Origin of the sequence: Cryobacterium suzukii, from assembly GCF_004403185.1 — a bacterium.
GTDB classification, from domain to species: Bacteria; Actinomycetota; Actinomycetes; order Actinomycetales; family Microbacteriaceae; genus Cryobacterium; species Cryobacterium suzukii.
Window position 1 is genome coordinate 93,574 of record NZ_SOHJ01000011.1, and the last position, 22,389, is coordinate 115,962.

A 22,389-nucleotide genomic window follows, 5' to 3' on the forward strand; every position below is an offset into this window, starting at 1 on the left:
CGTGTTTGAGAACATCTACCCCCAACTCATCGGTCTGTGCGCCGGCGCCCTTCTACTCACGAGCGCGCTCATGGTCTGGCGACACTCCCTGCTCGCATCGATTCGACTACTCGCGCTGCAAGGCATAGCCCTCGCCGCTCTCGTGGCGGTCATTGGGATCGCCGAGGGCGAGTCTGAACTGGTAATCGTGTCGCTGCTCATTCTCTCGGTCAAGGGCATCGGCCTTCCCTGGGTCCTCGCCCACCAATCCAAGGCATCCATCAAGCAAATTCAGGAATCGCCCCGGCTCAACCCGACCGCTGCGCTCCTGACGGTCACCGTGTTAACCATCCTCAGCTATATCGTCGTCAGTCGTGTCTTCGGTCTCGGCGACAGCAGCACCGGTCATGCCGCCCCGATCGGCCTCGCCATGGTGCTCATCGGGTTTCTGCTGCTCATCAGCCGGCGCCGTGCCCGATCGCAGCTCATCGGTTTTCTGGTGCTCGACAACGGCATCGCCACCATTACGTTTCTTACCAGCGGAGGGGTGCCGATTCTGCTTGAATTCGCGTTCTCCCTCGATGTTTTGCTGGTGGTGCTTATTCTGCATGTATTCGCGGGCCGCATGCGCACCAAGTTCGGCGGCACGGCCGTCGATCAGCTCAGGGAGTTGCACGATTGATGTCGTTAATATTGTGGATTCCGTTAGTCGGCCCGCTCGCCCTCGCCGGGCTCAGCCTGCTACTGGGCACCTCGGCGCTCCGCCGTTTCGTCGGCGTCGCTGCGTCGAGCGCTGTCTTGATCTCCGGCCTGCTGCTGGTTAGTGCCGTGCTAAACGGTGCCGTGCCCGAAAGCGGTGGCGGCATGCTGCGCGCCGATGCCCTCTCGGCCTACATGATCAGCGTCGTTGGAGCGGTCGGCCTCATTTCAACCTGGGGCGGGCTCAGCAGCGCCGCATCGAGCCGCACAAAAGATGCCGCGAGCTACGAGGCCCTCATCGCCCTGTTCCTGGCTGCGATGTCCCTCGCCGTTCTCGCCGACAGCATCGGTCTGATGTGGGCCGCTGTCGAGGCCACCACCATCGCCACCGCTTTCCTCGTGGGTCACCACCGCACCGGTCGCTCCCTCGAGGCGGCGTGGAAGTACGTCATCCTCGGATCGGTCGGCGTGGCCATCGCGCTGCTGGGCATCGGCTTTATCTACGCCGCGTCCGTCAGCACCGACACCCCCACGCTGTCCTGGCTACTGCTCAGTCAGTCAGACCTCGGCCTCGACCCGGCGCTCATCACCGCCGGCGGCGCCCTCGCGGTGCTCGGTTTCGCGACCAAGGCCGGCCTAGCTCCAATGCACAGCTGGCTGCCGGACGCCCACAGCCAGGCACCCGCGCCGGTCTCCGGCCTCATGTCGGGCGTGCTGCTCTCGGTCGCTCTTTACGCCATCCTGCGCATCCAGTCGATCACCAACCTCGTGATCGGCCCGGAGTTTCTGCGCATCATGCTCAGCGTCGGCGGCCTGCTCTCCCTGCTCGTGGCCGCGTCGCTGCTCATTCGCCAACGCGACTACAAGCGGATGCTTGCCTATTCCAGCATCGAACACATGGGCCTCATGGCCATCGGGGTTGCAATCGGCCCGGCCGCGCTCCCCTCGGTGCTGTTGTACGTTCTGGGCCACGGCCTGATCAAGGCAACCCTGTTCGTGATCTCCGGGCGCATCCTCAAGGTCGAGGGCACCCCGGTGATCTCGGACGTGCGCGCCCTGCTGGTGCGACGGCCCGGCCTCGCCGTGCCGTGGCTCATCGCGATGGCAGCCATCGTCGGTTTTCCGCCGTTCAGCATCTTCTTCTCCGAGGTCGGCATTATCATGGCCGGCTGGTCGGTGGGCCTCGGCGGCGTCGTCGGAGCGGCCCTCGTGCTGCTGCTCGTGATCTTCGCCGCGTTTACCCGTTTGACCGTTCAGATGACACTCGGCGCTCCCCCCGTTGGCCTTGCGTTCACTCCCGACTACTCGGCCCATGGCCCGCGCCTGCCGATCTTTTTGGCCCTGGCGACGACGGCGACGGTCGCGTTCGTCGCCGAACCGGTCGGCACTCTTCTGCTGCAGGCCACAGCCGTTCTGGGAGGTACCAACTGATGCGTGATGAACGAACGCCGCAAGACCTGGCCGCCGATAACCTGGCTGCTGATGGAACCGAACTGCGAGCCCTGGACCGCTCCCAACTACCGAGCGCCGCCGGCGCACTGCTGGATGCCGGTAGCCGCCTGGCCCTGGTCGCCTGCCACGAGGACGACGACGACTTTCGCATCGTTTACTCCTTCGTCGGAGCCACCCCGTCACTGCGCGCAGACCTCTCGGTCAGAGTGCCGCGGAACGACGCCTGGATTCCCAGCCTCGCCGAAATATCCCTGTCAGCAGGCAACTTCGAGCGCGAAATTCGGGACCTGTACGGTGTCGTTCCCCGCAATCACCCGCAGCCCCATCGTCTCGTGCGCCACGGTCACTGGCCACGCGGCTGGTACCCGATGCTGCGCGCTAGCGCCGTCGTGCCCGAGTTCGAGCCTGACGTTGAGTCATTTCCGTTCGTGCCGGTGGAAGGCCCCGGTGTCTACGAGATCGCGGTCGGCCCGATCCACGCCGGCATCATCGAGCCCGGTCACTTTCGGTTCTCGGTGGTCGGTGAGACCATCGTGCGAATGGAAGCCCGCCAGTGGTACCTGCACCGCGGTGTCGAGAAGGTCTTCGAGGGCAAGACCGCTGCCGAGGGCGTGCTTTTGGCCGAACAGATCAGCGGTGACACCGCCGTCGGCCACTCCCTCGCCTTTGTCATGGCGGTCGAGCAGGCAGGCGGAATTGAGGTCTCCGAACCAGACCGGCTACTGCGTGCCCTGCTGCTCGAGCTCGAACGCCTCTACAACCACGTGACCGATCTCGGCTCGCTCGCCAATGACGTCGGCTTCGGCATCATCGACGCGCACGCGCAGGGCCTGCGTGAGCGGCTGATGCGCATCAACAAGTCGGTCACCGGGCATCGTCTGCTGCGCGGTGCCCTCAGCGTCGGCGGCACGCGCGTGACCACGCTCCCCGACGCAGCCGAGCTCACCAGCGTGAGCGCAGCCATGGCCGAACTGGTCGGCATCACGCTGGGCCACGCCATCGTGCGCGGTCGCTTCACCGGAACAGCCCGGTTGCCCAAAGCCCAGGCGACCACGATTGGAACACTCGGCTACGTCGCCCGCGCATCCGGTATTGCTTCCGATGCGCGCTCCGAGCATCCGTTCGTCAACCTCGGTGAGGGTTTTCATGTTGTCACCGAAGAGGGCGGCGACGTTCTCGCCCGGTATACCGTGCGCGCACGCGAACTCGAGGTGTCGACCGCCGTCGTGCTCGACCTGCTGCTACGTCTGCGGGGTCATACCGGGACGGCGTTCAGCGTGAACCCAGCCTCGACCGGCACCGGCCTGGCCCTCGTGGAGGCCTGGCGGGGTACGACGACACACCGCGTCGAACTCGCCGCCGACGGCAGACTCAGCCGGGTTAAAATCGTCGACCCGTCGTTTCTGAACTGGCCCGCCGTGCCGCACGCCCTGTCGGAGACGATCGTTCCCGACTTTCCGCTCGCAAACAAGAGTTTCAACCTCTCCTACGCCGGAAACGATCTGTAGACAGGCTGACAGCGCCTAGCCAGCTGTCGTCGAGGACTCTTCCGTTTCGAGGTGGCGGAGCAGAGCGTGCGAGTCGGTCAGGTTGGCCAGCACCATGCGCTTGGCTGCGGCCAGCAGCTCAATCGAGCTCGCATCTCGCAGGGCATAGAAGATGGAGTTGCCCTCCCGGCGCGTCACCACCACACCGGCGCGACGCAGAACGCCGAGCTGCTGGGACAGATTGGACAGCTCGCAACCGAGCGCCTCGGCTAAACTGCCGACCGAGCGTTCACCGGAAACGAGCTGTTCCAGAACCTGCACGCGCAACGGATGTCCGAGGGACTTGAACAAGTCAGACTTCAATTGGGCGACGGATAGACCAGAGGAGAGCACCGGTTTAGTATATCGCTACCTTATGATTCTTTCAACTAGATAGCGTGTGACGCGTCGCGCTTACCGGCGCAGCAGCCCATCGTTGAGGAGGGCACGCGCGTAGCCGAGACTGTTCCCTAGCGCGTTCGGGTGAAAATTGGCCAGCGCAAACGGATTCAGCGCATCAAACGCGAAGAACGGTAAGCGTGACCCGATGCCGTGGCCGGCGAATTCCTGCGACGCATCAACAAAGCGGATACGTGGGGTGCCCATCGCCTCGACCGAGCCCTTGATAACGAGGTTCAGCGCGTCGGTGGCGCCATTGAGCACGTCGCCCAGCGGGGAGAATCCCGGCTTGAACTGCCGCGGATAACTCAACACCGCTATCTTCGCCTGCGGCAACGTCGCCGCCACGAGCCCATAGGTCCCGACGAGCTTGGGGGCCAACATGCTCAACTGAGCAACGCTGTTGTGGATGGCGCCGCGGCAGCCATCGCTGGCCGGGTTCGGCGCACAGGCCGCCAGGACGATGTTGGAGCCAGCGTCAATTCCGCCGACGGTCAACGTGACCAGGGCAGTACTCGGGCTGACCCCGGCAAGCTGAAGGGGGATTTCCGCCGTGCTAGCGCCGGAACACGCATTGTTCGACTTGAGCTTAAAGGGGCTGACCAGAGACGTGAAAATCGGGTAACTGGCCCGTTTGGAGCGCAGGCACGCGGTACCGTCGAGAACGTATGGCGGGGCACCCTGGCCGGAGGTGAACGAGTCACCGAGGGCGACGTATCCGGCAGCGGATGCGGCAGCCGGGGCTGAGCGAGCCGTGTCCGTCTGTGCGAGTGCCGGAGCGCTCACTGCCCCCGCCAGCAGGGCAGAAGCGACCAGAGCGACCGCGCCGATGCGTGGCAGGAATCCTGAAACTATCCGTTTATTTGTCATGCCGCGAACGTAGCCCCGGACATCGGGCACGACAAGGCGCGCACACGCTGTAATTCGGGCTCCGGACGCGAAAAGGCCCGCACTGCAAGCAGTGCGGGCCTTCCGTCTACCCGACCGACCTGGCGAGAGGTGATCGGGAGATCTATTGGGGCAAGTTGTCCGTCTAGTACTAGACCTCGATCGAAGCGTCTGCGCTGTCGGAAGCCGCGGCGCGGCCTTCGGTGTCAGCTGCCTCCTCGAGAACCGGGGCGAGTGACAGCTTGCCACGGTCATCGATCTTCGTGATTTCCACGAGAACCTTCTGGCCGACGCCGAGTACGTCCTCGACGTTCTCAACGCGCTTGCCACCAGCAAGTTTACGCACCTCGGAGATGTGCAGCAAACCATCCTTGCCAGGGAGCAGCGAGACGAAGGCACCGAACGCGGCGATCTTGACGACGGTTCCGAGGAACTGTTCGCCAACCTCGGGGTTGGTCGGGTTCGCGATGGCGTTGACCTGGGCGCGAGCTGCCTCGGCCGACGGTCCGTCAACGGCGCCGATATACACGGTACCGTCTTCCTCGATCGAGATATCGGCACCGGTGGTGTCCTGGATCGAGTTGATCGTCTTGCCCTTCGGGCCGATCAGCTCGCCGATCTTGTCGACGGGAATCTGCACGCTGATGACGCGGGGCGCTGTGGGCGCCATCTCGTCTGGAGCGTCGATCGCGGCGTTGAGCACGGAGAGGATCGTGGTGCGGGCATCCTTCGCCTGTGTCAGCGCGCCAGCCAAAACCGAGGCGGGGATGCCGTCGAGCTTGGTGTCGAGCTGGATCGCGGTGATGAATTCGCTCGTGCCGGCCACCTTGAAGTCCATGTCGCCGAGAGCGTCTTCGGCGCCGAGGATGTCGGTGAGGGCGGCGTAGCGGGTCTGGCCGTCAACGGTGTCGCTGATCAGGCCCATGGCGATGCCGGCGACCGGGGCGCGCAGCGGCACTCCGGCGTTCAGCAGCGACAGGGTGGACGCGCAGACGGAACCCATCGAGGTAGATCCGTTGGAGCTGAGCGCCTCGGAGACCTGACGGATTGCGTACGGGAACTCCTCACGCGTCGGCAGCACGGGAACCAGGGCGCGCTCAGCGAGCGCTCCGTGGCCGATCTCGCGGCGCTTCGGCGTTCCGACCCGGCCAGTTTCACCGGTCGAGTAGGGCGGGAAGTTGTAGTTGTGCATGTAGCGCTTTTTGGTGACCGGGTTCAGCGAGTCGATCGACTGCTCGAGCTTGAGCATGTTCAGGGTGGTGACCCCCAGGATCTGGGTTTCGCCGCGCTGGAAGATGGCCGAGCCGTGCACGCGCGGGATGACCGCGACCTCGGCGTCGAGCGGACGAATGTCGGCCAGCCCGCGACCGTCGATACGGATGCCCTCGTCGAGAACGCGTGAGCGCACGACGAGCTTGGTGACCGACTTGTATGCCGCGTTGACCTGGTTGTTGGCGCTCGCGTCGAGCTCACCGGCTTCGACCTTGGCCGCGATGGCGGTCTTGACGGATGCCTTGAGCGCGTCGTCGGCGTTCTGACGTTCGACCTTGTCGGCGATCGTGTAGACCGTCTTGAGCTGGTCATAGGACAGCGCGGCGACAGCGTCGTAGGTGGCCGGCTGGTATGGCGGGAACAGGGCGAAGTCGGCGGTCGGCTTGGCGGCAGCGTCGGCTACCTGCTGCTGCGCAAAGACGAGCTGCTTGATGAACGGCTTGGAAGCCTCAATGCCCTGGGCAACGACGGCTTCGTTCGGCGCGATGGCGCCACCCTTGATCAGGTTCCAGGCGGCGTCGGTGGCTTCGGCTTCGATCATCATGATCGCGACGTCCTGGGCGCCGGCGGCATCCGTGACAACGCGGCCGGCGACGACCATGCTGAACACGGCGTCGTCCAACTGCGAGTGCTTCGGGAAGGCAACCCACTGGCCGCCACCGTTCTCGTCGGGGATGAGAGCGACGCGAACGCCACCGATCGGTCCGGAGAACGGAAGGCCGGCGAGCTGGGTCGACATTGAGGCCGCGTTGATGGCGAGCACGTCGTAGAGTTCATCGGGCTCGATCGCCAGGACGGTGATGACTACCTGGATCTCGTTGCGGAGTCCGTCGACGAACGACGGACGCAGTGGCCGGTCGATCAGGCGGCAGGTGAGGATCGCATCGGTCGAGGGACGACCTTCGCGACGGAAGAAGCTGCCCGGAATGCGGCCGGCAGCATACATGCGCTCTTCGACGTCAATGGTCAGCGGAAAGAAGTCGAAGTTGTCCTTCGGCTGCTTGCTGACGCTCGTGGCGGAGAGCAGCATCGTCTCTTCGTCAATGTATGCGGCGGCAGATCCCTGTGCCTGCTGGGCGAGACGCCCGGTTTCGAAACGGATGGTGCGCTTGCCGTACTTGCCGTTATCGATAACGGTTTCGGCGAACGTGATTTCTGGACCCTCCATGTGGGGGTTTTCTCCTTTAAGTTTGCTTCTCGCCATTCTGGCGACGAAGGCTCGCATGCCCATATGGCAGGCGAGTGGGACAGGGAGCAGTGTCAGACGGCGTTTTCGCTGGCCGTCAGAAGAAACTCACCACCACGCGCAGGCCGTGTTGGAAAATCACCACCGACAACCAACGTTTGACCGGGTTGCTCCAGATAACTGGCCAATCCCGAGACTGACCTCTTCAATTCTAACAGACCCTTAGAAACCGTCCGTCGCCGCACGGAAGCACGGAACGCGGCTGCCCTGGCTGGACGGTTCAGCAATTTCCACCCCGAACTGGTGCCATGACGTTGCCCCCCAGAGAAGGTACTCCGGGCAGACTGTGTACTAATCGAAGTGAGAGCAGCATGGTTCACGGACTTGGTCGGCTAGCCGGCGCTCCCGTTATGCGCGTTTGGTCGCGTCTGATCAGGCAGGGTCATTCAACCGTCCCTCGCCCAGCAGATGCCCCCCGTGGGCACGCACCCGGGCTAAACAGTGATCGGGTTCTTATTTTTAGCAACGGTGTTGCCTCCGGTTGGGGTGTCAGTAGTCACGACCTTGCTCTTCCCGGCTCGCTGGCGCGCGCACTATCGGCCCAGACCGGACGAGGTGCGGACGTCAATCTCGTGGCCACACCAATGGGGTTCATCAGTGCCGCACTTGACCAACTCAACGACGTCGACCTACGGCGGTTCAACGCGATCGTGGTCATTCTCGGCGCCGACGATGCCCTCAATTTCATCTCAGAGACAACGTGGCAGGCCGAGATATCGCGCATCGTGAACGTGCTCGAACGGGAAACCCCCGACACGACGTCGATCTTTGTGCTGGGGATCCCCTCGCTCCGTACCATTCCCAGCCTGGACAGCCCTCTGGGCATGGTTGCCAACGTTCACGCCCGAGCTTTGAATTCCCTGACAGGAGACGTTTGCCGCGGCGCGACCCGCGCGACCTTTGTCCCAATGGCGGATGTCCCGTTCATGGTGCGCGGTCGAAACCGCAATTCGTCGGACTATCAGGCGTGGGGGAATTTCCTCGCCAAACGTATGAGTGCACAGCTTGACCTGGCCCAATGCCCAATCGAAACGGCGGATCCAATTTTCGCTGAACCCCGCCGTACCGACCGCCAGCGGGTCATCGAAGACCTTCGTCTGGTCGACGCCAGGAGGGAGGACCGGTTGGATCACATTTTGTCCCTGACCCAACAGTCCTTCGGAACCCAGTCCGCGATGTTCGCCGTGCAGGATGCTGACCGCCTGTGGGTCAGATCGAGTGTCGGCCCCATACCGAATGGAATTCCGTGGCAAGACGGATTGTCGGCGGTGACCGTTCGCGGACACGGCGCCGTCGTGGTGGGTGACACCTGGAACGACGAGCGATTTCGCCACAGGTCGTACGTGCAGGGCGCACCATACGTTCGTTTCTACGCCGGCTTTCCCATCGAATCCTCTGCCGGCGAGAGAATAGGAGCCCTGTGCGTCTTCGATCCAGCGGCACGGTGCGAGAAGACCGTCGACAGAGTGTTGCTGCGCCAACTCGCCCTCATGGTGCAGAACGAATTGTCCTTTGGCACGACCGAAGCTGGCCCAACGCAGCGGCCACTGTCCGATGCGCCCCTGCCACCGGTATTACCGCTGAGCGACCGGCGCTTTCGCGCTCTCCTCGAGGGCAGCAGCACGCTGTTTGATGCCGAGCACGGAGTGGCGGCGTCCGTAGGCAAAATAGACGATGAAGCCGACGGCCAGCCAGACCGCGAACCGCACCCAGGTGAGGGTCGTGAGGTTCAGCATCAGCCAGATGCAGAGGCCGGCCGAGAGTATTGGGAGCACCGGTGAAAACGGCACTTTGAAGGCGCGCGGCAGATCGGGACGCTTCTTACGGAGCACGACGACGGCGATACTGACCAACACGAAGGCCGACAGCGTGCCAATGTTAATCATTTCTTCGAGCACCCCGACATCGGTCAGGCCCGCGATCAGCGCAACGGCAGCACCAGAAATGATCTGGATCCGGGCCGGAGTGCGGCGCTTCTCACTCGTGACACTCAGCCACCGCGGCAGGAGGCCGTCGCGGCTCATGGCGAACAAGACCCGGGAAAGGCCAAGCAACAACACCATGATCACGGTCGTGAGGCCGACCAGAATTCCGATCGAGATAACCTGCGCCGCCCACCCGGCGCCGACGGCAACAAATGCGGTCGCGAGGGAGGCGTTGGGGTCATCGGCCAGCACCGTGTACGGCACCATGCCGGTGAGCACCAGGCTCACGCCGAGGTAAAGCACGGTGACGATCGCGAGCCCGGCAAAGATGCCACGCGGCAGGGTTTTTTGCGGGTTTTTCACCTCTTCGGCGCTCGTGGCGACGACGTCGAAGCCGATGAACGCGAAGAACACCAGAGAAGCACCGGCCAGCAGGCCAAACAGGCCGTACTGGGCGGGAGCCGCACCGGTCATGAAGGAGAACAGCGACTGCATCCAGACATCGCCGTCGCCGCCCGTCGTGGGAACTTCGGCGGGGATGAATGGGGTGTAGTTTTTCGGGTTGATGAAGAAGGCGCCGACAATGATAACGAAGACGACGATGGCGACTTTGATGATGGTGAAGACGCTCGCCACTCGCGCGGACAGCTGGGTGCCGAGCACGAGGAGCGCGGTGAAAATGGCCACGATAACGAAGGCCCCCCAGCTCACGTCGAGGCCGAGCACGGGAATGGTGGAAGGAACGTTCCAGCCGGCCAGGTCGAACACGGTGCTGAGGTAGATGCCCCAATACTTAGCGATAACGGCGGCGGCGGTGAGCATTTCGAGGATGAGATCCCAGCCGATGATCCACGCGAGCAACTCTCCGAGCGTGGCATACGTGAAGGTGTACGCGGAGCCAGCGACCGGCACCGCCGAAGCGAACTCGGCATAACACATGATGGCGAGGGCGCAGGTGAATGCGGCCAGTAAGAAGGCCAGCGTGACGGAAGGGCCGGCGTAGCTGCCAGCGGCCTTGGCGCCGACCGAAAAGATTCCCGCGCCGACGGCTACGGCAACACCCATGATCATGAGGTCCCAGGTGCCGAGGGTGCGTTTAAGGCTGTGGCCCTTTTCGAGCGAGTCTGCTATTGAATCTTCAATACTCTTGGTGCGCCAGAGACTCATGCGTGGTGGTATCCGTTCATTATTGCCAACCCCTCATGTTAGCAACCCCGTTCTCGCCCATTCGCTGCCTGCCCAAAGATGACCCGGTACGCAAAACGGGCCGCCACCTAGGAGGTGACGGCCCGTTTTGAAGAAGTTCGCGTTATCAACGCTGCCTTCGCTACGCGCAGTTAAGCTGCACGCTAATTAGCGACGCAGGCCGAGGCTGCCGATCAGTGTGCGGTATCGAGTGATGTCGATGTCCGACAGGTAACCGAGCAGACGGCGACGCTGACCAACCATGAGAAGCAGGCCACGACGTGAGTGGTGGTCGTGCTTGTGCTCTTTCAGGTGCTCCGTGAGGTCGAGAATGCGCTGCGTGAGCATTGCAATCTGAACTTCCGGGGACCCGGTGTCGCCTGGGTGGGTAGCGTACTTTTCGATGATCGCCTTCTTAGCATCTGGTTCGAGTGCCATAAAGTGGGATCCCCTTTCTCTCACTGCGCGGTGCCCTTGGCCAATTGCCTGAGCTCTCTTTATCCGCGGCCGTTAAACGGCAACCTACTTACTTTAGCAGAGTGGGCGGCCGGCGCGGTCACCCCGCGGGAATTGGCGGGAACGAGCCGCTCTACCCGCGCCCCGGATACCGCTAAAGTGGTGGAATAATCGAGGAGGTGCACCTATGGGTTCATTGCTTTACGGCAATCCGGGCATCGTGATCACCTTCGACGATCGTGCCCTCATGCACCTGCAGATCGTCATCAGCACCAAGCTACGTCGACGCGAAAGTTTCGTCTTCACCTGGACCGATTCTGTCGGTGAGGGCAGCGGTCGCAGTGCCATCTGGCTCGACCCGACGAGCACACTGTACTTTCGATATTTCGGCAGCCGAATGCCGTCGATCAATCGTGAGTGGATCGAAGCGCTCATGCTTTCGGCCAACAGTGCCGGCGGCCTGGTCTTCATTGTCGAACCCGAGCCAACGGCGCTCACCCCCGCGAAAACGCGTCGCTAGATCAAAGAGTGAGCTCGCCGAGCACCTCGCCGAGGGCGTGCAAAAAATGGTCGGCGCTGGCTACGCTGAGGCAGAGCGGCGGCTTGATCTTGAGCACGTTTTTGTAGTCGCCGGTAGGCTGCACGATGATGCCGCGCAGTAGGAGTTCGTCACAGAGTCGGGCCGTCGCCGCGGTTGCCCGCGTGAACTTCGCCCGGTCGCTGACCAGCTCGACGCCGAGATAGAGCCCCATACCGTAGACCGCACCGATCAGGTCGAACCGTTCGCCGAGCCGTTCCAGCCCCTGCTTGAGGTGTCGCCCGACGACCTCGGCATTGCCTTGCAGGTCCTCGTCACGCATAATGTCGAGCACCGTCAGGCCGATGCGACAGCTGAGCGGGCTGCCACCGGCAGAGGAGAAGAACGGTCCATCGTCGGCAAATCGTTCGGCCACGTCACGGCGGGTGATCACCGCGCCAAGCGGATGCCCATTGCCCATCGCCTTGGCAATGGTGATGATGTCGGGAACCACGTTCTGCTGCTCCGTACCCCAGAAGTGTCGGCCGAGGCGCGCGTAGCTCACCTGCACCTCGTCGGCGATGCAGAGCCCACCGCGGGCGCGCACCCTTTCGTAGACTCCGGTCAGGTAACCGTCAGGCAGCAGCACGCCGCCGGCATTGCCGAACACCGGTTCGGCGATAAAAGCAGCGACCGTACGCTCGTCGTCCTGGAGAGCTTGCAGGTCACCATCGAGATCATTGAGGTATCGCGGCGCAGAATGCATGCCCCGGTATTTGCCGCGCACGGCGTTCGGAGCCTCGACCAGGCGCACCCAGTCCGGCCGGGTGTCGAGCGCCCGTGGGTTGTCGGCGACCGAGGAGGAGACGGCATCCGCTGCCATCGACCAGCCGTGATAGGACTCTCGCACGGACAGGACGGTGTCATGGCCGGTGTAGCGGAAAGCAAGGCGCAGGGCGAGGTCGACGGCCTCGGTGCCGCTATTGACCAGAAAGACCGTGTCGAGCGGGTCGGGCGCGAGTTCGACGAGGCGTTCGGTGAACCGCACGAGCTCTTCGTAGTGAAAACGGGAGTTGGTGTTCAGCAGCGCCCACTGGCTGCGGGCGGCCTCGGCAATGCGCGGGTGTCCGTGCCCGACTGTGGTGACGTTGTTGACCATATCAACGTAGCTCTGCCCGTAGATATCGATCAAGTGGTGTTTCCAGCCTCGTTCGATCTGCGGCGGGGCCGCGTAATAGTGCTCCTGCACACGGGCGAACGACGCATCACGGCGCTGCAGCACGGCGGCCGGATCGGCGGGTGGGCTGGCAGTGTTGAGCCCAAACAGGGCGGAGGGGTCAGGGCAGACCCTCTGCCAGAGCGCCGCACCAGAGGGCGCCATGAAAAACGGCGGGCGAATGCCGCGCAGTCGGCTGGTCTGTACGGTCAGACGGGCAGTGGCCGTGCCGAGGGCGGTTCCGGCCCGCAAGAACTGGCCGTCGACGACAGCCAGGTCAATCCCGGTCAGCCACAGGTCGAAGTGGTCGCCCTCGAGCCGCACCGTGGCGGTATCGATCACCGCGACGGTACCGTCCGTCGGCGCCGTGACCACAGTCCCGGTGGGCAGGTACAGCTCCACGCCGAGGGCCAGGGTGAGCGATTCTTCGGCGGTGTCGATTCGTGTCTGCGACAAGCGATACTCACCGTAGCGGGTGACGGCGTGGCCGAGGCGAGCGGCGATATCCGCTGCTACCTGCTCGTCAATTCCGGGTTTGAGCCAGCTGCCGGCGTCGAACGCGGCGCTCGTGACCGACAAATCGAGGAGGGCTGCTGGGTCGAGCGGGCCAGCCAGAGGGTGCTCGGTGGAAATGATGGGCGTCTTCTCGCCGGTCACGGCGAAGCGGATCAGGGCTTCGAGTTCGGCGGCGTCCTGGTCTGCCGCCGTGTCGAAGGCGAGCCACTCGCGGGCACGATTGGCGTCGGCGTAGTCGTTGTCACCGTCAAGGTGCACTTGTTTTTCGCCGCTCACTACGAGCACCGCCGTGCGCAGTACGATCAGCGGCCAGAGGGCGGTGAGTTCGGCGTCGGTGAGCGGCACCTGCGCGGCGAAGGCCTCGATCGTGTCGAGGATGGCGAGCGGATGCCGGGGGCTGCGGTACAGCACGCAGGCGCAGGTCGCAGCGAGCTCGGCGATGAGCCAGCCCTGGGCTACATCGCCGAAGTCGATCACTCCAGAGATCGTCTCGACCGAGTCAGCACGACTCACCACGTTGTCGTCGGTCAGGTCACCGTGGATCGTCTGCACCCTCAGGTTTGACGCGACCCGGTCGACGTGCTGCCGGGCGGCGTCGGTGACGATGCGCAGCCGCTCCCGGCGCGCCTCGTCGTCGAGGTACGGCAGGAGCGCGTCGATGACGTCGCCGCCGCGTCGCAGGTCCCACTGCAGAAAGCGGTCGGTTCCCGGGTGCTCGAAATCGACGAGGCCAAGAACGATGCGACCGGCCACGTTGCCGAGCTCGCGAAGCTGCCCGACCGACAGGCGCAGGGAGTCGGTCAGCGGAACTCCCTCGACGTAGGTCAGCAGGCGCAGGTCGAGGCTCTGCGCGTCGATCGTGACGCGCTGTATCTGCGCACCGTCCTTTCCGGCGATCGCAGCCGGCAGGTCGAGGCCCAGGTTGCGCAGGTGCGCCAGGGCCGCGTTCTGGGCCTCCAGCTCCACAGTGGCGACGGCCGGATTGGAGACCTTCAGCACGACCGAGCCGGCAGCCGTTTCAATACGAAAGTTGCGGTCCTGGTTACTGCCGAGCTCGATGCCGGTACCGGTGACGCCGAACCGGATGCTGGCAAACTCGATCGCCTGTTCAAGGGTCAGCTGCGGGCGCGGCAGGTGAAATGGACTCTGCTCGGTCATGGTTCTCCAGTCACGCAAGTGGCAGCGGCGGCACGAGCAGATCGGTTCAGCGCTTGCGAACGCGACGCTTCGACTGGTTCACCGCGGCAACCGGGCGCGGAACATCCGCGGTGTGCCAGGCCTTGGCGATGGCCCACGCGACGGCCGCGATCGGCACCGACAATACGGCACCGACAATGCCGCCCAGGATGGTTCCGGCGGTCAAGCCCACCAGAATGACGAGCGGATGCAGCTTGAGCGACTGAGCCATGACAACCGGCTGCAGAAAATTGCCCTCGAGCTGGTTGACCGCGATCACGATGATGATGACGATGAGCGCGACGCCCGGGCCACTCGCGACGAGGGCCACCAGGGCTGCGAGCACACCGGCCGCGGTCGCGCCGATCAGCGGGATGAACGCTCCGAGGAACACGATCACCGCCAGCGGCAGGGCAAGCGGCACCTGCAGAACGGCCAGGCCGACGCCGATCGCGGTGGCGTCGACGGCGGCGACGATCGCCGTGCCGCGTACGTAACCGCCGAGCACTCGCAGTGAGGTGTGGCCGATGCGGCGCCCGCGGGCGAGGCGCTCGCCCTTGAACGGCGTCAGGAAAAAGTTCCAGATCTGGTCGCCGTCCTTGAGAAAGAAGAACAGAATGACCACGAGCAGCACGGCCCCGGTGACCAGCTCGAACACCACCGACGCTCCGGCGAGCGCTCCGGTGCCGAACTGGCTGCTGGTGAGGAAGTCGACCACCGCGGTGCGCGCGTCGTCGATCTGCTCCTCGTCAACCTGGATCGGCCCCTCGATGAGAAACTGTTGCAGACGATCTATGCCCTGGGAGGCCGAGGAGAATAGCTCGTCCCACTGGTCCCGCACCGCAAAGACGATGAGGGTGATAATGCCGCCGAAAAACGCAATGCCACCGAGCAGGGTGATCCAGGTGGCCAGAATCGCAGCGACGCCGCGCCGGCGCAGGCCGTTGATGACCGGGCTCAGTGCCGCGGCGAGGATGATGGCGATCAGCACGGGAATAACGACGAGCTTGAGCTGCACCAACCCGAAGATGACCACGGCGGAGAGGAGGATGACGAGCAGAATCTGTCCGCTACGCAACCCGAGCCAGCCGAGTCGGTCGTTCAGCGGGGTGCGAGGAACCAGGGGCGTGGGGTCGTCTTGTGCGCGCATGCACCCAGCCTAGACATCCGCTGCGCAGAAACCTCGATCGACCGGCCTCTTTGGCCGATTCACTTGAGGGCGGCCGCGACCGTGTCGAGGATCGACTCGTCGCCGGCGTAGATTCCACTCTCGCGCGGCCAATGGCTGATCACGTCGGTGAAGCCGAGCTCGGCGGCCCGGCCGACGGAATCCTCAAACGCATTCATGCTCTGCAGGGAATATGTGCCACCGCTGTCGAGCGAGAGATAACGGTCGATCGTGGCGGGGTCGCGGCCGCCACCGCTGACAACGTCGTCGAGCCGGTGGGTGAGATCGCGCACGCTGGACCACCAACTCTCCCCCGCCGCACCGTCCTGCCCGGTAGTCACCCAACCCTGCCCGAAACGGCTCACCAGCCCGAGGCCCTTCGGCCCGTTGGCGGCGATCAGGAACGGAACTCGCTGGCGCGCCGAGCCGCTGGCAGGGTAGGTCACCATGCGCGCGTTGTTGGCGGTGTACCACTCGCCAGCGAAGCTGATGCCGTCGGTGGTTCCGGGTTCTTCGCCGCGCAGCAGCACGTCAAGGTCGGTGACGAATTCGGCGAACCGGGAGTGCCGCTGCCGGGGCGTGTACTCCGGCTGGCCGAGAACGCTCGCGTCAAAACCGGTGCCGCCCGATCCGATACCCAGTAGAAACCGCCCGGCCGACACATCGTCGACCGTCGCGACATCCTTGGCGAACGGAACCGGATGCCGAAAGTTCGGCGACGAGACAAAAGTTCCGAGCATGATGCGTTCGGTCACGGCCGCAGCAGCGGTCAAGGTGGGGATGGTCGCGTTCCACGGTTCATCGGCGAGCGAGCGCCAGGACAGGTGGTCGTAGGTGAAGGCGTGGTCGAAACCGTACTGCTCGGCTCCGAGCCATTTTCTGCACGCAACCGACCACGGGTCCTGGGGAAGGATGACGATTCCAAAGCGCATGCGCCGAGTCTATTCAGTCCCGTCAGAACGTGGAGTTGCAATGTCGGCGGCCGGTGCCAGACTCTGCACATGGACACTCCCGAGCTCCACACCAGGTGCACGATCGTTCCGCCCTACCTGTTGGTCAGGCTGGCGAAACTTGACGAACCCCGATTCGCGCAGGCCGCCGCCGCCGCACGGGCGTCATTGCTGCGGGACTCGCAGATTCGGCAATTGCGCGGCGGGGTGCATCCGTTTGCTTATTCCGGGGCTCGCACCCTGCCGGCGCGTACTCCCGGAGACTCAGACCGCACAATTTCGGATGCCGATGGTCAGGAACGACTGCCCGGTCGGCAAGTGCGCGCCGAGGGCCATCCTGCCGGCGTCGACCCGGCCGTAAATGAGGCCTACGACGGTCTCGGCGCCACGCAGACGCTCTTCTGGACGCAGTTCGGGCGGGACAGCATCGACGGAAATGGACTTCCCATGGACGCGACCGTGCACTACGGCAAACAATACGACAACGCCTTCTGGGACGGCGAACGCATGGTGTTCGGTGATGGTGACGGGCAAATCTTCAACCGCTTCACAATTTCGCCCAGTGTGATCGGTCACGAGCTCACGCACGGGGTCACCCAATTTACGGCCAATCTTCAGTACCAGGGCCAGCCGGGGGCCCTCAACGAGTCCATCTCCGACGTGTTCGGTGCCCTGGTCGAGCAGCACACCAAGAATCAATCGACGGCAGAAGCCAGTTGGCTGATCGGCGAGGGCCTGTTCACGGTCCAGGTCGAGGGCGTTGCCCTGCGCTCGATGAAAGCGCCTGGCACCGCATTCAACGACGATGTGCTCGGCAAAGATCCGCAGCCCGGCGATATGGCGGGCTACATCGAAACCGACGACGACAACGGCGGAGTGCACCTCAATTCCGGCATTCCCAACCGCGCGTTCTACCTGGTTGCCGACACTCTCGGCGGCAACGCCTGGGAGACCCCTGGCCACATTTGGTACGACACACTCATCGGCACCGGGCTAAACCGTCAGAGTGACTTTGCTGCTTTCGCCGCGGCGACGGCCGACACCGCGGCGCGACTGTACGGCATCGGAGGCGCCGCCCACAACGCGGTGCTACAAGCATGGGCGACGGTGGGCGTGGTGGCGGCGAGTTCCGCCCCTGTTCCCCCCGCCCGGCCAGCACCGCCAACACCGCCAGTTGCACCGCTGCCACCGGAGTAACATCACGGTATGAAAGTCATCGTCTCGCGCAGCGGCGGGATGGCGGGGATCCGCCTCACCTGGGAAGTTCGGGTCGAAGAACAGCCCGACCCAAGCACCTGGACGGAGTTCTTAAATTCTTTGCCTTGGGATGACGTCACCGACAGCGAGGCCACGCCAGATAGGTTCGCCTACCGCATTCGGTGTGCCCCGCATGAGGTGGTACTCGCCGAACCCCAGGTGAACGGTCCGTGGCGTGATTTGGTCAATCGGGTCAGGGCCGCCAACGGCATGTAGCGGCCCGACCCATTTAGACGTTAGTTCTTTTGACGACGGCCCCAGCGTGGCCGACGGTCCGGATCGTCGGTCAGGGCCGCTTCGATGTGCCCGTCGACCTGCTCACCGAAGTGGTCGTCGAAGTTCTCCTCGAGGTGCGCCGTGACACTCTTGCCGATGCGACGAGCCATCTCTTCACGCCGCTGGCGCCGCTCGGCAGCCACCAGAACCTCGTGTTCGATGCGGAAGGCCCGGTAGGTGGCGATACACATACCGACCATGACGACGCTCACCGGAATGGCGGTCAAAATGGCCCCCGTCTGTAGGGCGGCCAGTCCGCCGGCCAGCAGCAGGGCAATGGCGACGAGCCCGCCGAGCCCGGCCCACATGATGCGGCTCCACTTGGGAGGGTTGGTGTCTCCCCCGGAGGCGAGCATGTCGATCACGAGCGATCCGGAGTCCGCGGAAGTGATGAAGAAGATCGCGATGACGATGACCGCGATCACCGAGAGGATCACACCGAAGGGCAGGGTACCCAGCAGGTTGAACAGCACGTTCTCGGGCACGATGCCGACTTCGGGGTCGAAAAGACCGCCGCCGTCGCCTTCCCAGGCCTGACGGATGGCGCTGCCGCCCATCACGGCGAACCAGATGAAGGTCACGAACGTGGGAACGAGGAGCACTCCGGCGATGAACTGTCGAACAGTGCGGCCACGCGAGATACGTGCGATGAACACGCCCACGAACGGGGCCCAGGAAATCCACCAGCCCCAGTAGAAGACGGTCCAGCCGCCCTGCCAGTCGAGACCGCCCTGACCGGTGTATGCGCTGGTTGCGAAGGTGAGACCGACGACATCCTGGAAGTAACCGCCGAGGGACTGCACGAGAACGCGCAGCAGGTACATCGTCGGGCCAAGCAGCAGCACGGCGACGAGCAGCAGCCCGGCCATGCTGAGGTTGATGTTGGAGAGCCACTTGATGCCCTTGCCGACACCGCTGACGACCGAGGCCGTCGCGATGATGGTGATGACAACGATGAGGATCACCAGCAGCGTGTTGGTGACGTCGCCGACGACTCCGAGATAGCTCAGGCCTGCGGCGATCTGCTGCACACCGAGGCCGAGCGAGGTCGCGACACCGAACAGGGTTCCGACGATGGCGATCACGTCGATCACGTCGCCGAGTCGTCCCTTCACCCGGCGGGTGCCGAGCAGCGGCTCGAGCGCCCAGCGGATGGAGACCGGGCGGCCCTTACGGTGGATCGAGTAGGCCAACGAGAGACCGACGACGGCGTAAATCGCCCAGGCGTGGAATCCCCAGTGCAGGAAGGTCTGCGACATGGCCGCGGAGGCGAGCTCGGCACTGTCGCCCTCGACGCCCGGCTTCGGGTTGGTGAAGAAGGTCAGCGGCTCGGAAGCACCCCAGAAGACGAGGCCGATTCCCATGCCGGCGGCGAAGAGCATCGCGAACCAGCTCATGATGCCGAACTCGGGTTCGTCGTCGTCCTTGCCGAGCTTGATGTCGCCGAAGCGGCTGAGGCCCATCCAGATGGCGAACACGACGAAGGTCGCCACGATGATGACGTAGTACGGGCCGAGGCCGGCGACGACCCAGCCCTGGAGCAGGGCGAGCACGCTGCCGGTGCGAACCGGAAAGGCGATGGCGATCACGACGACGGCGAGAATGATGCCGAGCGCCGGATAGAACACCCGAGGTGCTGCAACAGCGAAGCGACGGGTTTTGGGAGGACTGCTGCTCGGCGTTTTCGCCGGTACTTCGGGTAGTGCACTCACGGTGGAACCCTCTCTGAAATAGATTGCGACGCGCGACAAGACCCTTCAGGTCAAACCGCCTGTGCACCGCTAGGTGCCTGCCCCGCCGGGCAAAACTCCAGTTTACAGGTATAGAACCCCGTATGGGGGACAAAATATTTTTCGGCGTCAAATTGCCCGTTGCGGTACGAAACACGCCGCCCAGGCTCGTCCTGAGGCTCGGGGCGTGTGACGATGGACCATGACTTTCAACGATGTGAACGAGGCTGCATCGGCAGTGCAGAATCTCAGCGAAGAGGAATGCTGGAACGCCTTGCTGTCGGCCAGTCTGGGCCGCCTGGCCGTGGCCGTCGGAGGCCTACCCGACATTTTTCCGGTCAATTTTGTGGCCGCCGACCGGCGCCTGCTGTTCCGCACCGCATCGGGCACCAAACTGATCGAACTCACGGTCAACAACCGGGTCGCTTTTGAAACGGATGGCGTGGGTCGCGATGACGCGTGGAGTGTCGTCGTGCATGGAACGGCCCGGGCACTCGATACCCAGCGTGAGATCGATGACGCCGCAGAGTTGCCGTTGCATCCGTTGATTCCCACGGTCAAGCCGGTCTTCGTTGAGATCGTGCCGGAGTCGATCACCGGGCGGCGGTTCACACTCGGCCCGGAACCAACGGCGACCCTGATCTAATCGTCGCTGATCAGGTCCGCGTGCAGACAAAACGGGATACAGCTGCAGCCGTATCCCGTTCAGTGTATTTCTGCGCCGGGGTTAGCTCACGCCGAGCAGGTCGATCACGAAAATCAGGGTCTGGCCGGAGAGTCGGTGGCCAGAGCCGGCCGGTCCGTAGGCGAGGTGCGGGGGCACAACGAGCTTACGACGGCCGCCGACCTTCATGCCGGGGATGCCTTCCTGCCAGCCCGCGATGAGTGAGCGCAGCGGAAAGTTAATCGACTGGCCGCGGTTCCAGGACGAGTCGAACTCGTCACCGGAATCGAACTCGACGCCGAGGTAGTGCACGTCGACGGTCGCTCCTGCGGTCGCCTCGTCGCCGTCGCCGACGACGACATCGGTGATCTCGAGCTGTTCGGGCGCAGCGCCCTCTGGAAAGTCAATTTCGGGCTTGGAATTCAAATCAGTCATAGTCCCATCAAACCGGATTCCGTGCCGGAATGCACGCCGAGCGTGCCTCAGAAAATAATGCTTGCGTCCGGCCGCGAGTGGGTGCACTCTAGGTACACACCAACTCGTCGCATCGGGAGAGTCGTCGGCACTGCCACACCACCGAGGCGGCGAGTTTCTGTTGCCGCTGCCCGGTCGCGCAGCCCCGGCGCTCGTGCTGTGCCGCTGGCGCCGATCACGGCAGCGCCTGCCCGAGCACATCGGCCCGATGGCGCATCAGCCGGTTTAGCAGTTCCGCCTCACGGTCGTTCACTGCCGGGGACCTCTGGCCGCGCACGAGCTGATCGCGCACGAAGGCGAGGCGCGTTGCATCCGCTATGAAAAGTCGCATGGCGAGCTGCTTCGAACGCGGTTGACGCGCGCCCCAGGCCAGGGCCTGCCGGCGTCCGGAATCGGTACCGAGCATGGAGACCTCGGCCGCGGTGAACCAGCCGGCCATGGAGTATTCGTGCAGCCGCCGCAGGGTCATTCGGGCCTCCTGGCGGCGCAGGAACACGACTACGAGAATCGCGACGATGAACAGCGGCACCTGCACGACGACGTAGTAAAAGAGAACGGACGCGTCCCCGGCCAGCAGAAAAGTGGCGCCGTTCCACAGCGCGTGCAGTCCGATCGCCGGCACGAGGCCGAGCAGGAAGAAGGCGACCGCGCCGCTCCTGGTAACGCTGCGCCGGGCGGCCAGGCCGAGGGCGAGTCCGGTGCAGATCGTGAAGGTCACGTGCGCGAACGGTGAGAAGACCCCGCGCAGGAGAAAGGTGATGCCGAGGGTCTGGGCGTTGCCCTCGGTCATGGCCAGGCCGAAATACTGAATGTTCTCGGAGAACGCGAATCCGGCCGCGATCGTTGCGGCGTAGACGACGCCGTCGAGTGGGCCGTGGAAGTGCCGGCGTACCGCCCAGAACAGCACCAGCACGCCGAAGCCCTTGGCGACTTCTTCGACGATGGGGGCCTGGACGACAGCGGACGCGAAATCGCTTCCGGCCAGCGCGCCCGAGCTGGCCGCAATCGTGATCTGTACCCCGAGGTCGACGATGAGGGCGCTGACGATGGAGATCCCGGCACCCCAGAGCAATGCGAAGATGAGCGCCGGGCGCGGCTCCGGATCCCAGCGATCGATCCAGCGCACCGACAGCAGTACGACCGCGAGCGGCAACAGGGCCAGGAGCAGCCCGACCAGCAATGCCCCCGTGCCGAGAAAAGTCGCCAGGTAGACAAACACGGCGAGCAAGGCCAGCCCGGCGAGCACGATTCCGACAATACCGAGCATGATCGGGCCGGTGCGGGAGGGGCGCACCTGGCCGCTCCAGACCGGTTCCACTGCGGTGGGGCTCGCCTGCACGGGCAACTGCTGATGCGGCGGCTGGCCTGACGGCTGGTCGAGACTCATTCCTCGAGAATACCGGCCGGTACCGGGAGCG

18 protein-coding genes are annotated in these 22,389 nt (G+C 64.2%); 7 read left to right on the plus strand and 11 right to left on the minus strand.

What is annotated here, in order from left to right; translation table 11 throughout:
• Position 1: 1 nt before the first annotated feature.
• From E3T39_RS10225 to E3T39_RS10235, 3 genes are read left to right on the plus strand one after another with little or no spacing between them, the layout of a single operon-like run.
• Complete coding sequence (locus tag E3T39_RS10225; RefSeq protein WP_134514979.1) at positions 2-661, plus strand: hypothetical protein; 660 nt, start codon at positions 2-4, stop codon at positions 659-661.
• Positions 661-2,109 (plus strand): proton-conducting transporter transmembrane domain-containing protein, encoded by a 1,449-nt coding sequence (locus E3T39_RS10230; protein ID WP_134514981.1) that lies wholly within the window; start codon positions 661-663, stop codon positions 2,107-2,109. Before E3T39_RS10225 ends, E3T39_RS10230 begins: the two co-directional genes overlap by 1 nt.
• Positions 2,109-3,638, plus strand: coding sequence for a hydrogenase large subunit (locus E3T39_RS10235; protein WP_134514983.1), 1,530 nt, complete (start codon positions 2,109-2,111; stop codon positions 3,636-3,638). Before E3T39_RS10230 ends, E3T39_RS10235 begins: the two co-directional genes overlap by 1 nt.
• A 15-nt stretch (positions 3,639-3,653) precedes the next feature.
• Here the strand turns inward: E3T39_RS10235 and E3T39_RS10240 are convergent, their stop codons facing one another.
• The 5 genes from E3T39_RS10240 to rpsO form a co-directional block, all read right to left on the minus strand.
• Complete coding sequence (locus E3T39_RS10240) at positions 3,654-4,010, minus strand: ArsR/SmtB family transcription factor (RefSeq protein ID WP_134514985.1); 357 nt, start codon at positions 4,008-4,010, stop codon at positions 3,654-3,656.
• A 60-nt stretch (positions 4,011-4,070) separates the two neighbouring features.
• A complete protein-coding gene (locus E3T39_RS10245; protein WP_166784100.1) occupies positions 4,071-4,925 on the minus strand; it encodes an SGNH/GDSL hydrolase family protein in 855 nt (284 codons plus the stop codon).
• A 169-nt stretch (positions 4,926-5,094) separates the two neighbouring features.
• Positions 5,095-7,383 (minus strand): polyribonucleotide nucleotidyltransferase, encoded by a 2,289-nt coding sequence (locus E3T39_RS10250; protein WP_134514989.1) that lies wholly within the window; start codon positions 7,381-7,383, stop codon positions 5,095-5,097.
• Positions 7,384-9,035: 1,652 nt separating this feature from the next.
• Positions 9,036-10,553, minus strand: a complete 1,518-nt coding sequence (locus tag E3T39_RS10255; protein WP_134514991.1) for an amino acid permease — start codon at positions 10,551-10,553, stop codon at positions 9,036-9,038.
• A 186-nt stretch (positions 10,554-10,739) separates the two neighbouring features.
• Positions 10,740-11,009 carry a 30S ribosomal protein S15 gene (gene rpsO / locus E3T39_RS10260; RefSeq protein ID WP_092112143.1) on the minus strand — a complete coding sequence of 90 codons (270 nt, stop codon included), beginning with the start codon at positions 11,007-11,009 and terminating at the stop codon, positions 10,740-10,742.
• Positions 11,010-11,214: 205 nt separating this feature from the next.
• Between rpsO and E3T39_RS10265 the strand changes: the two genes are divergently transcribed.
• Positions 11,215-11,547 carry a DUF7882 family protein gene (locus E3T39_RS10265; protein ID WP_134514993.1) on the plus strand — a complete coding sequence of 111 codons (333 nt, stop codon included), beginning with the start codon at positions 11,215-11,217 and terminating at the stop codon, positions 11,545-11,547.
• Between the two features lies 1 nt (position 11,548).
• Here the strand turns inward: E3T39_RS10265 and E3T39_RS10270 are convergent, their stop codons facing one another.
• From E3T39_RS10270 to E3T39_RS10280, 3 genes are read right to left on the minus strand one after another with little or no spacing between them, the layout of a single operon-like run.
• Positions 11,549-14,434, minus strand: coding sequence for an aminotransferase (locus tag E3T39_RS10270; RefSeq protein WP_174845116.1), 2,886 nt, complete (start codon positions 14,432-14,434; stop codon positions 11,549-11,551).
• A gap of 46 nt (positions 14,435-14,480) precedes the next feature.
• A complete protein-coding gene (locus E3T39_RS10275) occupies positions 14,481-15,602 on the minus strand; it encodes an AI-2E family transporter (RefSeq protein WP_134514996.1) in 1,122 nt (373 codons plus the stop codon).
• A 59-nt stretch (positions 15,603-15,661) separates the two neighbouring features.
• Complete coding sequence (locus tag E3T39_RS10280; protein WP_134514998.1) at positions 15,662-16,552, minus strand: LLM class flavin-dependent oxidoreductase; 891 nt, start codon at positions 16,550-16,552, stop codon at positions 15,662-15,664.
• 69 nt (positions 16,553-16,621) lie between these two features.
• On the opposite strand from E3T39_RS10280, the gene E3T39_RS10285 reads away from it, so the two are divergent.
• Both E3T39_RS10285 and E3T39_RS10290 read left to right on the plus strand, forming a co-directional pair.
• Positions 16,622-17,767 carry a M4 family metallopeptidase gene (locus tag E3T39_RS10285; protein ID WP_134515000.1) on the plus strand — a complete coding sequence of 382 codons (1,146 nt, stop codon included), beginning with the start codon at positions 16,622-16,624 and terminating at the stop codon, positions 17,765-17,767.
• A gap of 9 nt (positions 17,768-17,776) precedes the next feature.
• On the plus strand, positions 17,777-18,043 hold the full coding sequence (locus tag E3T39_RS10290) for a protealysin inhibitor emfourin (RefSeq protein WP_104127290.1): 267 nt from the start codon (positions 17,777-17,779) through the stop codon (positions 18,041-18,043).
• 20 nt (positions 18,044-18,063) lie between these two features.
• Here E3T39_RS10290 and E3T39_RS10295 read toward each other — a convergent pair whose 3' ends face one another.
• Positions 18,064-19,731, minus strand: coding sequence for a BCCT family transporter (locus E3T39_RS10295; protein WP_134515752.1), 1,668 nt, complete (start codon positions 19,729-19,731; stop codon positions 18,064-18,066).
• 304 nt (positions 19,732-20,035) lie between these two features.
• Here E3T39_RS10295 and E3T39_RS10300 point away from each other — a divergent pair, with 304 nt between their 5' ends.
• A complete protein-coding gene (locus E3T39_RS10300; RefSeq protein WP_134515002.1) occupies positions 20,036-20,479 on the plus strand; it encodes a pyridoxamine 5'-phosphate oxidase family protein in 444 nt (147 codons plus the stop codon).
• An 81-nt stretch (positions 20,480-20,560) separates the two neighbouring features.
• Here the strand turns inward: E3T39_RS10300 and E3T39_RS10305 are convergent, their stop codons facing one another.
• Together E3T39_RS10305 and E3T39_RS10310 are read right to left on the minus strand one after the other, a co-directional pair.
• Positions 20,561-20,932 carry an FKBP-type peptidyl-prolyl cis-trans isomerase gene (locus E3T39_RS10305; protein WP_134515004.1) on the minus strand — a complete coding sequence of 124 codons (372 nt, stop codon included), beginning with the start codon at positions 20,930-20,932 and terminating at the stop codon, positions 20,561-20,563.
• A gap of 214 nt (positions 20,933-21,146) precedes the next feature.
• Positions 21,147-22,358 (minus strand): PrsW family intramembrane metalloprotease, encoded by a 1,212-nt coding sequence (locus tag E3T39_RS10310; protein ID WP_134515006.1) that lies wholly within the window; start codon positions 22,356-22,358, stop codon positions 21,147-21,149.
• Positions 22,359-22,389: the final 31 nt, after the last annotated feature.